The sequence below is a fragment of the Arthrobacter sp. zg-Y844 genome (assembly GCF_024385465.1).
Lineage (GTDB): Bacteria > Actinomycetota > Actinomycetes > Actinomycetales > Micrococcaceae > Arthrobacter_B.
In genome coordinates this window covers 648,921-662,921 of record NZ_JANFLS010000001.1, presented here as the reverse complement: position 1 = coordinate 662,921, position 14,001 = coordinate 648,921, and the positions used below count along the sequence as shown (strand labels likewise).

The window sequence follows — 14,001 nt, the reverse complement described above, 5'->3', positions numbered from 1 at the left end:
ACGCTTTCCCTTATGACCAAATGGGAATACTTCATTACGCCTCTTCCACTGCACACACCCGGCCAAGTCCTCAATATGCACGGGGACGAAGGCTGGGAACTGGTACAGATCGCTTCGGCGCCGAACGGAACCGGTTCCGTCGCCTACATGAAACGCGAAAAAAACCAGTGACCAGCGCTGCCGGTGCAGTCTCGGCTGTTGAGGTCAGGCTCCGGGAACTGGGCCTGAGCCTTCCGGCCGTCGCGTCTCCGGTGGCCGTCTACGTTCCGGCCGTGATCACCGGAAACCTCGTCCACACTTCCGGCCAGTTGCCGTTTGTGGACGGGGTCCTGCCGGCCACGGGCAAGGTCGGTGCCGAAGTGGGCGCAGAGGAGGCCGCGTCCTACGCGGCCATCTGCGCCGTCAATGCCCTGGCCGCCGTGAAGGCTCAGATTGGTGACCTTGACCGCGTGGTACGCGTGGTGAAGGTGGTGGGCTACGTCGCCTCCGACCCTTCCTTCACCGGCCAGCCGGCCGTCATAAACGGTGCTTCCGAGCTGCTGGGAAATGTCTTCGGCCAAGCGGGAAGCCATGCCCGTTCCGCCGTCGGCGTCGCGGTCCTGCCCCTGGACGCGCCTGTTGAAGTAGAAATGATCGTTGAATTTGCCTAACTCCACAGTCCGGCTTTTCCCGGTAGCCCCAGCGGACCGAGTGGCGGCCCAGACATGGTTCGAGCGCCCCGACCGCACGCCCCGCAAACCGCGGCTGGCGTCCTCGGTGGTGCTGCTGCGGGACTCCCCGCGCGGTACCCAGACGTACCTTTCCTACCGGCGCGGCGAATCGCCCCTGGGTAAGGTCGCCTTCCCGGGCGGCAGCATCGAAGAGAACGACGACGCGCAGGTCGCGTGGTACGGTCCGGCCCCGGCACTGTGGGCGAAGTCCATGGGTGCCGACGACGCGCGGCTCGCCCGCCGCCACGTCGTGGCCGCGATCCGCGAGTTGTTCGAAGAAACCGGCATCCTGCTCGCCGGCCCCGACGAGTCCACACTGCTGGAAAGCAACCGCGGCCCGGAATGGATGGCTGCACGGACGGCCATTGCCACCCAGGAGGCATCCTTCCTGGAGCTGCTTAAAAAGCGCGGCCTCGGCCTGCGCACTGACCTTTTGCGCCCGCTCTCCAACTGGCACAGCGCCGACTTTGCGCTCCGGCGCTTCGATACCCGTTACTTTGCCGCGGTCCAGCCGGTGGGCCAGGATGCCACCCTGCTGGAGGGTAAAGGTGTCTGGGCAGACTGGAAACCGGCGGCGGAAGTCATTGCCGCGCGGGACAGCACCGAGCTGGGCGACGAAATTGGCCAGCCGGACACGACCGGGCTGACCCTGGGCGAATTGGTGGTTCCCGCCGTCGAACTCACCCTGGAAAAGGTAGCGTCCGCCCGAGGCTGTATCGCGTATCTTTCGAGCCGCCGGCCCGCGGCCGTTTACCAGCCGGAACTGGTCGAGGTTGATGGGAAGCCCTGCGTAGCCGTCCGCCCAGGTGGCGGCACCGAAGGATCCTCCCAGCACGGGCGTTAGCCGGCCTCGGCTCGGCCGGTGCACAAACGTGCACGGATCTCAACCAACAACGGCGGCATCGGTCCCAGGGACCGGCGCCGCCGTTGTTGGTGTTTCGTGCCTTTAGCGGGAGCGCTGGCGCAGCCGCTGGACATCAAGAATGACAACCGCGCGGGCTTCCAGGCGCAGCCAGCCACGCTGGACAAACTCGGCGAGGGCCTTGTTCACCGTTTCGCGGGAGGCGCCAACCAGCTGGGCCAGCTCCTCCTGGGTGAGCTCGTGCGCAACCAGGATGCCGTCGGTCGCGGGACGACCGAAGCGGTCCGCCAGGTCCAACAGCGCCTTTGCCACGCGGCCCGGAACGTCGGAGAACACGAGGTCCGCCAGGGACTCGTTCGTCCGGCGAAGCCTGCGGGCCAGTGCCTGCAGCAGCTGGACGGAAACCTCGGGGCGGGTTTCAATCAGGGCGCGCAGGTTCTCGTGCCGCAGGCCCGCAAGGCGGGTTTCGGAAACGGCGGTTGCCGTGGCGTTCCGGGGCGAGGGATCAAAGAGGGCCATCTCGCCGAACAGTTCGCCCGGGCCGAGGATCGCCAGCAGGTTTTCCCGGCCGTCCGGGGCGGAGCGGCCAAGCTTGATCTTGCCGGAGACGATGAAATAGAGCTGGTCGCCCTGATCGCCTTCGCGGAAGACGGAGGCGCCGCGTGAGAGGTCGACCTCAGTGAGCTCTTCGGTCAGGGCGGCGAAGACGTCGTCTCCCAGAGAGGCGAACAACGGCGCGCGGCGCAGTACCTCGATATCCATGAAATCTCCTGTAAATAGTGGTCTCTCCTTATTATCTTGCCGCACGTCACCCCCTAGTGATACCTAAAGCACGTTTGTTCACCGATAGGTCCGAAAAAGAGGGCAGGACCACAGGCGCCGGGTCAATCCTGATAACGGGTTCCGGAGGTTGTCCCTATAAACTCGCACTGCAGCGGCCTTCCACCGCCCGGCCACCCGATTGACACGCTTGGAGCTCTTTGTGCTCGGACTGACACTTCTGGACATCATCCTGCTCCTCGTCCTGATCTTCTACCTCGTTGCAGGACTGCGCAACGGACTGGTGGTGACCCTCGGCGGGATCGTGGGATTCGTTGCCGGCGCCGTTGGCGCCTTCTTTGCCATTCCGCTGGTTGCCGAATGGGTCCCGGATAACGGCTGGCGGCTGACGGTGGTCATTGCCACGGCCGTCGTCCTGGTGCTCGTGGGCCACGCGGCCGGGGCCGCGCTTGGCGGAATGATCCGCAGGTGGCTGAATTTCCCGCCGCTGAAGTTCCTGGACCGCGTACTCGGCGGTGCCGCCAACCTTGTAGTGGCAGCGCTGGTCATGGCCATGCTTGCGTTCAGCGTGACGACGCTGGGCGTTCCGTTCCTGTCCCAGCAGATTGCCGCCTCGAAGGTACTCACCACCATTGACGATGCCACCCCCGAGCAGGTGAAGACCTGGAGTGCGCAGATTCGTTCCTTCACTGTCTCCGAGGGGCTGCCGACCATCCTTGACAGCGCCGCACCCCAAACGGCTGTCCCGCCCAGCGCGGAGGTGGACTCCGAGGAGCTGCGGACCGCGTCGGCGTCGGTCCTCAAAATCACCGGCACGGCGTATCAGTGCGGTCAGAACCAGACAGGGTCAGGCGTTGTGGTGGCGGATGACCGCGTGCTCACCAACGCACACGTGGTTGCCGGCGTGAACGAACCAGTGGTGGAGGTCCCCGACGGCAGCGTGCTCCCCGGACGGGTGGTCCACTTCGATTCAGCACGCGACCTGGCCGTCCTCGCTGTGGAAGGGCTCGACGCCGATCCCGTCCCCGTGGGCGAGCCGCTTGCGGCCGGCACCACCGCGGCCTTTGCCGGTTATCCGGCAGGCGGCCCGTTCCGGCTGCAGGCCGCAAGCGTCGAGGGCCTGTCCAACGTGTCGGTCCGGGATATCTACGGAACCTCCCCCACGGTGCTGGAGGTCTACACCCTGGCCGCGAACGTGCAGCAGGGTAATTCCGGCGGGCCGCTGCTGGACATGGACGGCCGCCTCGCCGGCATCATTTTCGCCAAGACCACCAGCGACCAGCCGATCGGCTATGCCCTCTCACTGGCTGAGGTCGGCCCTGTGGTTGACGCCGCACCGGGTTACGACAGCCCGGTTTCCGCCGGCCAGTGCACCAGCAAATAATCCTGCCCCAGCTGCGCCGTGCCGGCCATGGCTACTCCGCGGCCCGGCCGCCCGCGGACCCGATCAGGTAGTCCACCGCCATGCGGTAGCCGCTGATACCGGCCCCGCAGATCACTACCTCCGCCACCGCGGAGACGAAGGAGTGGTGGCGGAACTCCTCGCGGCGGTGGATGTTGCTCAGATGAACCTCGACCACCGGCAGCTCCACGCCGGACAAGGCGTCCGGGATGGCCACCGACGTGTGGCTGTAGGCACCGGGATTGATGACAATGCCGTCCGCAGTGCCGCGCGCCGCGTGGATGGCATCGATCAGATCGCCTTCGTGGTTGGACTGGACACAGTCCACGGTCCAGCCGTGGGCGGAGGCCGCGGCCATTGCCGCGGCCTCCACATCCGCCAGGGTGGAGCTGCCGTAGATCGCCGGTTCGCGGGTGCCCAACAGGTTCAGGTTGGGGCCGTTAAGGACGAGGAGGTTGCGGGTTCCGGCTGCAGTCATGGCTTAACTATGCCGGAGCTTGGATAAGAAGGCTGCACGGCGGCCGTGTTGCGCGCTGTCATGCGGCGGGCGGCCAGCGCGCCGGCAATGGTGATCAGGGACATCAGGGCCAGGGCGACGCCGGGATGCCACCACGCACCGCCGGTTGCGTTGGAGAACACCTGGGTGATGGACGGGGTGAACCCGGAGAGGATGCCGGCCAGGCTGTAGGCCAGGGACATGGCGGTGAAGCCGGTTCGGGCCGGGAACAGATCCGCCATCAACCCGCCCAGTGCCGCCCATGCCGCCGTCGGCGCGATGCCGCCGATGAGGATGGTCAGGATGTAGACCGGCGCGGTGGCATTGCTGATGATGAAGTACAGCGGGAAGGAGATCAGCAGGGTGGCCACGGCTCCGGCCATCACCATCCGTGCCGAACCGATCCGGTTGGCCAGGAAACCGAACGCGGGGATAGTTGCCAGCTGCAGCACCGAACCGACCAAGGCCGCGTTTAGGACCGTGGATTCGGACAGCCCAAGCACAGTTGTGCCGTAGGACTGGGTGTAGGTGGTCATCAGGAAGTAGGAGCCGATACCGAGCAGTGCAGCCGCGGCCGCCACCAGGACTGCAGCCCACTGGGTGCGGAGCACCTCCAGCAGCGGAACCCGGGTGATCTGGTGGTCCTGTGCCACGCCCTTGAAAACGGGGGTTTCATCGATGGCCAGCCGCAGGTACAGGGCGATGCCCATAAAGGGGAAGGCCAGCAGGAACGGAATGCGCCAGACCCCGGCCGCCAGGTCCTCGTCGGAAACCTGGGTGAGCAGCAGGAAGATGCCGGTGACCATGATGGTGCCCACCGGCGAACCGATCTGCGGGATGGCCGCGTACAGCGCCCGCTTTCGGGGAGCGGCGTGCTCGGTGGCAATCAGGATGGAACCGCCCCATTCACCCCCGACGGCCAGGCCCTGGAGGAGGCGCAGCGCCACCAGCAGCAGCGGCGCCCAGATCCCGATGGTGTTGTAGTCCGGCAGCAGGCCGACGGCGCCGGTGGCGGTACCCATCAGGACGATGGTTCCGATCAGGGACGTTTTGCGTCCTACCCGGTCACCGATGTGGCCGAAAAGAATGGCGCCCAGGGGCCGGGCGATGAAGCCCATGCCCAGGGTCAGGAAGGACAGCAGGATGCCCGTCGCTGCATCCACGTCGGGAAAGAAAATCCGGTTCAGGATCAGGGCTGCGGCGGTGCCGAAAACATAGAAGTCGTAGGACTCCAAAGCGGTGCCGATAAACGAGGCGCCCGCAACTTTGCGGGCCATCTTGGAAGAGGAGGGGGTGGGGGGTGCGGCTGGTGCGGCCGGTGCGGGTGTAGTAGACACAGACAGGAATTGTCCTAGCAGCGGCGGCTTTCACCAAGTCCATGAGTCCAATGTCACATCGGCCCGGATTTCCGCGGAGCTAGGAGGGCTGTCCCGGTTTCGGGAGGCGGGGAAGAACCAGCGCCCTTCCGGCGGTGATCAGTGCCGGTTCGACGGCGGTGCCGTCCGCCACGTATCCATGCACCATTGCGCCGTCCCGCAGCATCAGCAGCTGGTCCGCGAGCTGTCCGGCGTCCGCGATGCCCAGCTGCTGCAGCCGTTCGGTGACGAGGGAATGCAGCCACGCGCGGTGCTCGGAAACAACCACCCGGACGGGATGGCCGGGGTCCGGATATTCCGCCGCCGCATTGATGAACGGGCAGCCGCGGAAGCCTGCGCTGCAGGCCTCGGCACCCATCGCTTCAGCGAACTGCAGCAATCCGGTGCACGGATCCGGGTCCAGCTCCGCGGCCCGTGCCCGCATTGCCGCCGACTGCTCCCGCAGGTAAGCGACCACGAGGTCATCCTTCGAGCGGAAGTAGCGGTAGAAGGTCACCTTCGTGGTGCCGGCAGCGGCAATGATCTTGTCGGCACTGACTGCCCGGATTCCCTCTCGGTAAAACAGGAGAGAGGCCTGTGCCAGGATGCGCTCCCGCACGGATGTAGCTGCCATCATGGTTCCCCTGACTCCCTCACTTGCAGTAGACGTACTAGTTAGTCTACCTTGAGGTCTACCGACTTTTCCCCACAAAAGGAGTTCCCCATGAGCGCTTTGTACACTGCCGCCGCCACCGCCACCGGCGACGGCCGCAACGGTGAAGCCCGTAGCAGCGACGGCAAGCTCGAGGTGAACCTGTCCACTCCGACCGAAATGGGCGGTTCCGGCGAAGGTACAAACCCGGAGCAGCTTTTTGCCACCGGCTACGCCGCATGCTTCCTCTCCGCACTGAAGATGATTGCCCGCGCGGAAAAGGCACCAATCTCGGATGCCGCCGTGACGGCGGACGTCAGCATCTTCAAGAACGACGACGGCGGCTTCAAGCTGGGCGTTGAACTCCACGTGGAGATGTCCGGCGTCGACGAAGCCACTGCGGACAAGCTGACCCAGGCCGCCCACCAGGTCTGCCCCTACTCCAACGCCACCCGCGGCAACATCGACGTGAACCTGGACGTCACCGTCGGCTAAGCCGCACGGTTAAACAACGGCAGGTGCCGTCCCGATCAGGGGACGGCACCTGCTGTTGTCTGCGGGGCCTACTTCTTGAGCGAAGCCGCAATCTGCTGCATCACTGTATTGTCCGCCAGCGTGCTCGAATCGCCGGCTTCGCGGCCCTCGGCCACGTCCTTGAGCAGCCGGCGCATGATCTTGCCGCTGCGGGTCTTGGGCAGTTCGGGAACCACCAGGATGTGCCGCGGCTTGGCGATGGGACCGATCTCCTTGCCCACGTGGTTGCGCAGGGTGGTGACAATGTCGTCGTCGTCCTTTGCGCTGCCGCGCAGGATCACGAAGGCAACCACGGCTTCTCCGGTGGTGTCGTCCGCAGCGCCGACGACGGCGGCTTCGGCCACCGACGGGTGGCTGACCAGGGCGGACTCGATCTCCGTGGTGGAGAGCCGGTGCCCGGAGACATTCATAACGTCGTCCACGCGGCCGAGGAGCCAGATGTCACCGTCCTCGTCCTTCTTGGCACCGTCACCGGCGAAGTACATGTTGTCGAACCGGGACCAGTAGGTCTCCTTGAAGCGTTCCGGGTCACCCCAGATGCCGCGCAGCATGGACGGCCAGGGTTCCTTGACCACGAGGAAACCGCCGGACCCGTTGGGCACCGATTCGCCCATCTCATCCACCACGTCCACTGAAATGCCGGGGACGGCCACCTGGGCAGAGCCCGGTTTGGTGGCCGTGATGCCGGGCATCGGCGCGATCATGTGGGCGCCGGTTTCCGTCTGCCACCACGTGTCCACGATGGGGGCGGGGTGTTCCTTCTTGCCGCCGTTGGCGCCGATGACCTGCCGGTACCACATCCACGCTTCGGGGTTGATCGGTTCGCCCACGGAGCCCAGTACCCGGATGGAGTCGAGGTTGTACTTCTGCGGAATGTCCCGGCCCCACTTCATGCAGGTGCGGATGGCGGTGGGCGCGGTGTAGAGGATGGAGACCTTGTACTTCTCCACCAGCTCCCACCAGCGGCCCTGGTGCGGGGTATCCGGGGTGCCTTCGTAAATCAGCTGCGTGGCTCCGTTGATCAGCGGGGCGTAGGCGACGTAGCTGTGGCCGGTAACCCAGCCGATGTCCGCGGTGCACCAGTACACGTCCGTTTCGGGGTGCAGGTCAAAGGTGTTCAGGTGCGTAAAGGCAGTCTGGGTGAGGAACCCGCCGGTGGTGTGCAGGATGCCCTTGGGCTTTCCCGTGGTTCCCGAGGTGTAGAGGATGAACAACGGATGCTCGGAGTCGTGGGCTACGGGGGTGTGCTCGGCGCTCGCAGTGTCCACGACGTCGTGCCACCAGCGGTCCAGGCCGTCGTTCCACTCCACGGGCTCGCCGTTGCGGCGGACCACCAGCACGTTTTCGACGGTATGGCCGTCCTTGGCGAGGGCTTCGTCCACGGCGGGCTTGAGTGCGCTGGGCTTGCCGCGGCGGTAGGAGCCGTCCGCCGTGACCACAAGCTTCGCCTCGGCGTCATCGATCCGGCTGCGCAGGGCGTCGGCGGAGAAACCGCCGAAGACCACCGAGTGCACGGCGCCGATCCGGGCGCAGGCCAGCATGGTGATAACCGCTTCGGGGATCATCGGCAGGTACACCGCTACGCGGTCGCCCTTGGCGACACCCAGGGATTCGAACGCATTCGCCGCCTTCTTGACCTCTTCGGTCAGCTGCGCATAGGTGTAAGTGCGCGTATCCCCGGGTTCGCCCTCGAAGTAAATGGCCACCCGGTCTCCGCGGCCTTCTTCGACGTGCCGGTCCAGGGCGTTGTACGCCGCGTTGAGCTTGCCGCCGACAAACCATTTGGCGAACGGAGCATCAGTCCAGTCCAGCGCCTGGGTGAAATCCTGTTCCCAAGAGAGAATGCTCCGCGCCTGCCGCGCCCAGAATTCGGGGCCCTCGGCTGCCGCCTCCTCGTACAGCGAGGGCCGGGCCACTGCGGATGCTGCAAATTCGGCACTCGGCGGGAAGCTCCGGCTCTCATGCAGCAGGTTCTCGAAGGCGTCTCCGTGCTTCTTTGCAGGGGACTGATCAGACATGGTTGAACCCTTTCACTTCGCTGAAAAACCATCACTAGGGGAATCGTGCATGGCTGCAAACCACCCTATCCCCGGATTTACGCCACTGTGTCCGCGCTCACATAATCGGTTACAAAACGGCGCGATTATGCGGTGAGCGGTATGTCACTCCGCCGGGACGCGCCGCCCCCGCGCTAGTCTGCCTCGCCGTCGTTGATTAGGCTGTCTGAAGGAAGCAACCGCCTACGTACCGTAGATGCGCACCTCCAGTTCTTGTCCGCACCCCGTGCGGACAAGCGGCAGGGGGGTCGTGAATGGAGATCAGTATGAACAACCCCCCTGTTGAGAACGAGGCCCGCACCACGGCCGGATCTTCGGAAACCGGCGGACACCCCTCCGCGACGGACAAGGGCCTGCAGGCACATCCGGCCGCCACGGACCAGGAAGCCCTCGTTGGGCCCTTCGGGCTTCGGGACACCGTTGTAGGCGCCTCGGTCCTGGTGATGCTCGTGGGCAGCATCCTGCCGTTCTTCACGGTGACCCGTCTTGGGTTTGAAGAGGACTTCAACCTTTGGAATGCGTTTTCCCTGTTCTTCATCGGCATTGGCATCCTGCTGCCGCTGCTGGTAGCCGGACTGTTTGCCGGCCGCCGCCTCGCACCCAAGATGAAACCCCGCGTCGGATCGCTTTCCCTGGACCAGTTCGCCTCCGTGGCAGCTGTGCTGGCCCTGGCGTTCTTCTTCATCCAGACGGTGACCGACTTCAGCGTCGGCGCGATGGTCGCGCTGGTCGGTTCCCTGGGCCTGGTGGTGTCCACCACCCTGGCGCCGCACCTTCCCTTCTTTGCCCGGGAATTCCGTAACCGCCCCGAAGCTGCTGCCGCGCTGACTGCCCGCGACGCTTTGCCGCTGCGTCCGCGTCCGGCCCGCCCGAAGCCTGAAGCGAAGCCGGAGACGGAGAACGCCGCCGGCGCCCGCCGTTTCACCAACCCGCTGCGCCGCAACGAGGACACTCGCACCACCGTGCATGACGCGCCGAGCCAGGGCGGCTCCGAACTTTCCGCTCAGGGCGGCACCGCCGTCGTCGGAACCTCCACCGCCGGGGCGGCAGCGGCCGCTCCCGCCACCTCCGCGCACGCTGCCTCCGCCCCCTCGACGCAGGTTTCCCCTGCCACGGCATCACCGGCTACGCAGGCGCAGCCCGCTGCCGCTCCGGCCGCCGGAATGCAGGCCGAGGAGCCCATGGCCGCCACGACCGTGAATCCGGTGGTCCGCGGCGCCGGAACCCCCGAAACGTCCGCAGCAGGGGCCCACGAAGCCGAAGCCGGCAACGCGGAACCCATTACCGCTACCCGTGACGAGTCCGAGGCAGTGGTCGAGGCGTTCTGGTTCGCCGTGGGCACCCCCCGCCAGATTGTCGACGAGCGCACCGGCCTGCCGCTGTTTATGTTCCACCCGGGTGACTGGGAACTGGGCCTGGAAGACCGCGGCGACGAATTCCTTGTCCAAGACAAGCGCACCGGACGCATCGGCGTGCTGCGCGACCTCAGCAACATTGAGCGCGTCGACGCCGACCAGTAGGACGTTCGGGCCATCAGCAGTATCCAACCGTCAGTAGAAGGACACCCAGCAGTGGCAAAGGCAACCGGCAGCGATCCGTCCCTCCTCGCTTTGAAGCGGAGGGCACGGCGGATCAACCGGATGCTCGGCGAGGTTTATCCCTACGCCGTGGCCGAGCTGGACTTCACCAACGCGTTTGAGCTGCTGGTGGCCACTGTGCTTTCGGCGCAGACCACGGACATCCGGGTCAATGCCGTCACGCCCATCCTCTTCGCCCGGTACCCCGACGCCAAGGCGATGGCGGAGGCCGACGAGGAGACGCTGCAGGAGATAATCCGGCCCACCGGATTCTTCCGTGCGAAAGCGGCCAGCGTGAAAGCTTTGTCCACCCGGCTGGTCGACGAGTTCGACGGCGAAGTGCCGGACCGGCTCGAGGACCTGGTCACCCTGCCCGGCGTCGGCCGGAAGACCGCCAACGTGGTGCTTGGCAACGCTTTCGGCGTTCCGGGAATCACGGTGGACACCCACTTCGGGCGCCTGTCCCGCCGGTTCGGCTGGACCACTGCCACGGACCCGGTGAAGGTGGAAGAAGACGTTGCGGCGCTGTTCGAGCCGAAGGACTGGACCCCGCTTTCCAACCGGGTGGTGTTCCACGGCCGGCGGGTCTGCCACGCCAAGAAACCCGCCTGCGGCGCCTGCGCCGTCGCCCAGCTCTGCCCCTCCTACGGTGAAGGCGAGACGGACCCCGAGAAGGCACGCAAACTGCTCAAGTATGAGCTGGCCCCCGGCCGCGAGGAACTGCACGCCCGGATGATGGCCGCCGAAACCCGGGCCCAGCTGCGGGCCGCCGGCTTCGGTCTGGAAGCATGAGCGCCTACGCCGATCTGCGGGCGCTGGGTGTCTCCGCAGCGGCCCGCACCACCTACTTCGACGCGAACCTGGAGCTGATGCGCCGCAGCGTGGATCCGGCCACGGCCCGCCGTGCCGCCGTGCTGATTCTCTTCGGCAACCTGGATGACAAGCCCTCGGACTTCCGCTCCGCCGGGGTCCCCGCCGAACTCGATGTCCTGCTGATCGAGCGGGCAGCCACACTCAACGACCACCCCGGTCAGGTGGCCTTTCCCGGCGGCTCCCTGGATGCCGGCGACGCCGGCCCGGAAGCCGCTGCCCTTCGCGAAGCCCGGGAGGAAACGGGACTGGACCCCGACGGCGTCACGGTCCTCGGGACCCTGCCGGAGGTGGGGCTGCCCGTCAGCAACTTCCTGGTCACCCCGGTGCTGGGCTGGTGGGACCGGCCCACGCCGGTGGACGTGGTGGACTACGGAGAGTCCGCATCGGTGTTCCGCGTACCGGTGGCCGACCTGCTCAATCCGGAAAACCGGCGGACCGCCGTCATCACGAACGGCTCGCGGACGTACCGTTCGCCGGCCTTCCGCGTGAACGGGGTGCTGGTGTGGGGCTTCACCGGCATCATCCTCAACGCCGTGCTGGATGAACTGGGCTGGACCCTGCCCTGGGATGAGGGCCGGGACATCGTTCCGGCTCTCTAGTCGGCACTGCTACTTGGCGTCCGCGTAGGAGTCCACGGCAACTGTAACCACCGGGAACTCCAGCGGAATCGGCCCGAACAGCAGCCGTGTGGCCGCCGATGCTGCCTCCGTCACCAGCGCGCTGACCTCCTCGACCCGTTCGGCGGGGACCTGGAGCATCACCTCGTCATGCAGGAAAAAGACCAGTTCCCCGGCGGGGGAGGACGAGGACGCCGCCCGCAGCCGCCGTCGTATCTCCGCCAGCCAGCACAGCGCCCATTCCGCCGCCGTCGCCTGGACCACGAAGTTGCGGGTGAACCGGCCCTGGGCGCGGGCGAGTGAATCGGCGCGGCGCTGCTCCTCGGCGCTGGTGCTTTGCTGGGCGCGGAGCCAGCGTTCCGAAACAGGCGGCGAAGTGCGGCCCAGATGGCTGCTCACCACCTGCCCGGCCTCACCTGCCCGGGCGCCGCGTTCCACCACGGCGATGGCCTGCGGGTAGGCGCGGGTCAGCACCGGCATCAGCCGGCCCGATTCCCCGCTGGTGGCACCGTACATGGCCCCGAGCATTGCCATCTTGGCCTTGGCCCGGTCGCCGTCGAAACTGCGGTCGGCGATGCCCTGGTAGAGGTCCTTGCCGCGGGCCGCTGTCGCCAGTGCATTGTCCTGCCCCAGGGCAGCGAGGACCCGGGGTTCCAGCTGCGCGGCGTCGGCCACGATGAGCCGGTGGCCGGGGTCCGGGCGAACGGCGTCCCGCACGGTCTTGGGAATCTGCAGCGCCCCGCCGCCGCGCGAGGCCCAGCGCCCGGACACCACGCCGCCCACCACGTACTCGGGCCGGAAGCGGCCGCCGTCCACCCAGGCATCCAGCCAGGCCCACCCGTTGGCGGTCAGGAGCCGGGACAGCTTTTTGTACTGCAGCAGCGGCTCGATGGCGGGATGGTCCTGCTGCTGCAGCTCCCAGGAGCGGGTGCTGTGCACCTCGATGCCGGCGCGGTGCAGGGCACGCAGCAGCTCCTGCGGGGAGTCCGGGTTGAAGCCGGGGTTGCCCAGCAGCCGGCGCAGCTCCGCGGCCAGCTGTTCGAGCTTTTCGGGGCGCTGGCCCTCCGGGGGCCGGGGGCCGAGGGTGTCCCGGAGCATGGCTTCGTGGATGTCCCGGCGCCACGGGATGCCGGAGTTTTCCATTTCCACGGCAATCAGGCCGCCGGTGGACTCCGCGACGGCCAGCAGGTTCAGTTTCGCCGGGGACGCGGAACGCGCGATCGCATCCAGTTGGTCCGCCAGCTCGGCGGCGAGCTCTGCAGCGGTGGCCTGCTGCGGTCCGGCCGCCGTGCCGGCGGGGGCGTCGAGGGTATCGAAGATGGAGGTCTGGTCGGGGGAGTGCTGGACCGGGAGCAGCTGGCGGGGTGCCGGGTCTGGAGCCTCTTCCGCGGCGCGCAGTTTTTCGATGTAGGGAGTGGAGGGCACCGACTCGGCGAACCGCAGGATCCCGCGGACCAGCGCGAGGTCGTGGCAGCGCTCCACCGTGAGTCCGGCATCCAGCAGCCGGAAATAGACTGCGCGGGCGGATTCCCAGACCCAGCGGACCGGCTGTTGTTCATAGTGCCGAACGGCCGCGGCCAGCCGGTCCCGGGTGATGACGACGGCGGGCGCGGAGGGAACGCCGGCGTCGTCGGTTTCCTGCAGGGTCCAGGTCTCGTCCTTCGCCTGGGCAGCGCCGGTGCCGGGTGCGAGGACGATGTACATGCTTCTATTCTCACCCGGAACCGGCAGCACCGTGCTTAGCTGCTTCGGGCGGGGGAACCTGCGGTGCGGCGATAGGGGAGACTGGAAGCTCACCAACTCTCAGGGCGGAACCACTTGATCACTCTTCAGCAGGACAATGACGGCTTTATTCGTATGGACCGGCATTTCCCGGCCTCCGCCTCCATCGCGGTCCGCTTCAGCGACGGAACCAGCGAAGTGCTCACCGGCGCCCGGCTGAACAAGGCGTACGACGACGCCGTGGCCGTTTTCCGCGCAAAGAACCATCTGGATGCCAAGGGTTTCTCCCGTGTGCCGAAGAAGGTTTTCCCCGGCGCCAACAAGATCAATGTCGTTCCGGTGCAGCCCGGGATGGGCGACTAGC

The 14,001-nt window shown here is 66.6% G+C and carries 15 protein-coding genes; 9 read left to right on the top strand and 6 right to left on the bottom strand.

Features of this window, described 5'->3' with window-relative positions:
* The first annotated feature begins 12 nt into the window (after positions 1–12).
* Genes NNX35_RS03100 through NNX35_RS03090 form a run of 3 tightly spaced genes read left to right on the top strand, consistent with a single transcriptional unit; the run spans position 13 to position 1,554 of the window.
* A complete protein-coding gene (locus NNX35_RS03100; RefSeq protein ID WP_227919175.1) occupies positions 13–171 on the top strand; it encodes a DUF4177 domain-containing protein in 159 nt (52 codons plus the stop codon).
* Positions 168–650, top strand: coding sequence for a RidA family protein (locus NNX35_RS03095; RefSeq protein WP_255866953.1), 483 nt, complete (start codon positions 168–170; stop codon positions 648–650). Before NNX35_RS03100 ends, NNX35_RS03095 begins: the two co-directional genes overlap by 4 nt.
* The gene (locus tag NNX35_RS03090) at positions 643–1,554 is read left to right on the top strand and encodes an NUDIX hydrolase (RefSeq protein ID WP_304661042.1); all 912 of its coding nucleotides are present in this window, start codon (positions 643–645) and stop codon (positions 1,552–1,554) included. Before NNX35_RS03095 ends, NNX35_RS03090 begins: the two co-directional genes overlap by 8 nt.
* 102 nt (positions 1,555–1,656) lie before the next feature.
* Here NNX35_RS03090 and NNX35_RS03085 read toward each other — a convergent pair whose 3' ends face one another.
* A complete protein-coding gene (locus NNX35_RS03085) occupies positions 1,657–2,334 on the bottom strand; it encodes a Crp/Fnr family transcriptional regulator (RefSeq protein WP_146360700.1) in 678 nt (225 codons plus the stop codon).
* 220 nt (positions 2,335–2,554) lie between these two features.
* Here NNX35_RS03085 and NNX35_RS03080 point away from each other — a divergent pair, with 220 nt between their 5' ends.
* Positions 2,555–3,736 carry a MarP family serine protease gene (locus NNX35_RS03080; RefSeq protein ID WP_255765069.1) on the top strand — a complete coding sequence of 394 codons (1,182 nt, stop codon included), beginning with the start codon at positions 2,555–2,557 and terminating at the stop codon, positions 3,734–3,736.
* 31 nt (positions 3,737–3,767) lie between these two features.
* Here the strand turns inward: NNX35_RS03080 and aroQ are convergent, their stop codons facing one another.
* The 3 genes from aroQ to NNX35_RS03065 all read right to left on the bottom strand — a co-directional run bounded on the left by aroQ (position 3,768) and on the right by NNX35_RS03065 (position 6,242).
* Positions 3,768–4,232, bottom strand: a complete 465-nt coding sequence (gene aroQ / locus NNX35_RS03075) for a type II 3-dehydroquinate dehydratase (RefSeq protein WP_255765068.1) — start codon at positions 4,230–4,232, stop codon at positions 3,768–3,770.
* On the bottom strand, positions 4,229–5,527 hold the full coding sequence (locus NNX35_RS03070) for an MFS transporter (RefSeq protein WP_255866951.1): 1,299 nt from the start codon (positions 5,525–5,527) through the stop codon (positions 4,229–4,231). Before NNX35_RS03070 ends, aroQ begins: the two co-directional genes overlap by 4 nt.
* Before the next feature lie 139 nt (positions 5,528–5,666).
* The gene (locus tag NNX35_RS03065) at positions 5,667–6,242 is read right to left on the bottom strand and encodes a TetR/AcrR family transcriptional regulator (RefSeq protein ID WP_255866950.1); all 576 of its coding nucleotides are present in this window, start codon (positions 6,240–6,242) and stop codon (positions 5,667–5,669) included.
* 87 nt (positions 6,243–6,329) lie between these two features.
* On the opposite strand from NNX35_RS03065, the gene NNX35_RS03060 reads away from it, so the two are divergent.
* On the top strand, positions 6,330–6,752 hold the full coding sequence (locus NNX35_RS03060) for an organic hydroperoxide resistance protein (RefSeq protein ID WP_255765064.1): 423 nt from the start codon (positions 6,330–6,332) through the stop codon (positions 6,750–6,752).
* A gap of 68 nt (positions 6,753–6,820) precedes the next feature.
* Here NNX35_RS03060 and acs read toward each other — a convergent pair whose 3' ends face one another.
* Positions 6,821–8,809, bottom strand: a complete 1,989-nt coding sequence (gene acs, locus NNX35_RS03055; protein WP_255862521.1) for an acetate--CoA ligase — start codon at positions 8,807–8,809, stop codon at positions 6,821–6,823.
* Positions 8,810–9,114: 305 nt separating this feature from the next.
* Between acs and NNX35_RS03050 the strand changes: the two genes are divergently transcribed.
* The 3 genes from NNX35_RS03050 to NNX35_RS03040 are packed head-to-tail and all read left to right on the top strand — an operon-like array spanning position 9,115 to position 11,897.
* On the top strand, positions 9,115–10,368 hold the full coding sequence (locus tag NNX35_RS03050) for a hypothetical protein (RefSeq protein ID WP_255866949.1): 1,254 nt from the start codon (positions 9,115–9,117) through the stop codon (positions 10,366–10,368).
* Positions 10,369–10,419: 51 nt separating this feature from the next.
* Positions 10,420–11,217 (top strand): endonuclease III, encoded by a 798-nt coding sequence (gene nth / locus NNX35_RS03045; RefSeq protein WP_255866948.1) that lies wholly within the window; start codon positions 10,420–10,422, stop codon positions 11,215–11,217.
* Positions 11,214–11,897 carry a CoA pyrophosphatase gene (locus NNX35_RS03040; RefSeq protein WP_370646932.1) on the top strand — a complete coding sequence of 228 codons (684 nt, stop codon included), beginning with the start codon at positions 11,214–11,216 and terminating at the stop codon, positions 11,895–11,897. Before nth ends, NNX35_RS03040 begins: the two co-directional genes overlap by 4 nt.
* 9 nt (positions 11,898–11,906) lie before the next feature.
* Here the strand turns inward: NNX35_RS03040 and NNX35_RS03035 are convergent, their stop codons facing one another.
* Positions 11,907–13,619, bottom strand: coding sequence for a bifunctional 3'-5' exonuclease/DNA polymerase (locus NNX35_RS03035; protein WP_255866947.1), 1,713 nt, complete (start codon positions 13,617–13,619; stop codon positions 11,907–11,909).
* A 114-nt stretch (positions 13,620–13,733) separates the two neighbouring features.
* Between NNX35_RS03035 and NNX35_RS03030 the strand changes: the two genes are divergently transcribed.
* A complete protein-coding gene (locus NNX35_RS03030; protein WP_255866946.1) occupies positions 13,734–14,000 on the top strand; it encodes a hypothetical protein in 267 nt (88 codons plus the stop codon).
* Position 14,001: the final 1 nt, after the last annotated feature.

Bases quoted from the DNA above. Each gene is read 5' to 3' on its own strand.
- NNX35_RS03100 (WP_227919175.1), top strand. From the start codon at position 13: ATGACCAAATGGGAATACTTCATTACGCCTCTTCCACTGCACACACCC.
- NNX35_RS03065 (WP_255866950.1), bottom strand. From the start codon at position 6,242: ATGATGGCAGCTACATCCGTGCGGGAGCGCATCCTGGCACAGGCCTCT.
- NNX35_RS03070 (WP_255866951.1), bottom strand. From the start codon at position 5,527: ATGGCCCGCAAAGTTGCGGGCGCCTCGTTTATCGGCACCGCTTTGGAG.
- NNX35_RS03035 (WP_255866947.1), bottom strand. From the start codon at position 13,619: ATGTACATCGTCCTCGCACCCGGCACCGGCGCTGCCCAGGCGAAGGAC.
- acs (WP_255862521.1), bottom strand. From the start codon at position 8,809: ATGTCTGATCAGTCCCCTGCAAAGAAGCACGGAGACGCCTTCGAGAAC.
- NNX35_RS03050 (WP_255866949.1), top strand. From the start codon at position 9,115: ATGAACAACCCCCCTGTTGAGAACGAGGCCCGCACCACGGCCGGATCT.
- aroQ (WP_255765068.1), bottom strand. From the start codon at position 4,232: ATGACTGCAGCCGGAACCCGCAACCTCCTCGTCCTTAACGGCCCCAAC.
- NNX35_RS03040 (WP_370646932.1), top strand. From the start codon at position 11,214: ATGAGCGCCTACGCCGATCTGCGGGCGCTGGGTGTCTCCGCAGCGGCC.
- NNX35_RS03060 (WP_255765064.1), top strand. From the start codon at position 6,330: ATGAGCGCTTTGTACACTGCCGCCGCCACCGCCACCGGCGACGGCCGC.
- NNX35_RS03085 (WP_146360700.1), bottom strand. From the start codon at position 2,334: ATGGATATCGAGGTACTGCGCCGCGCGCCGTTGTTCGCCTCTCTGGGA.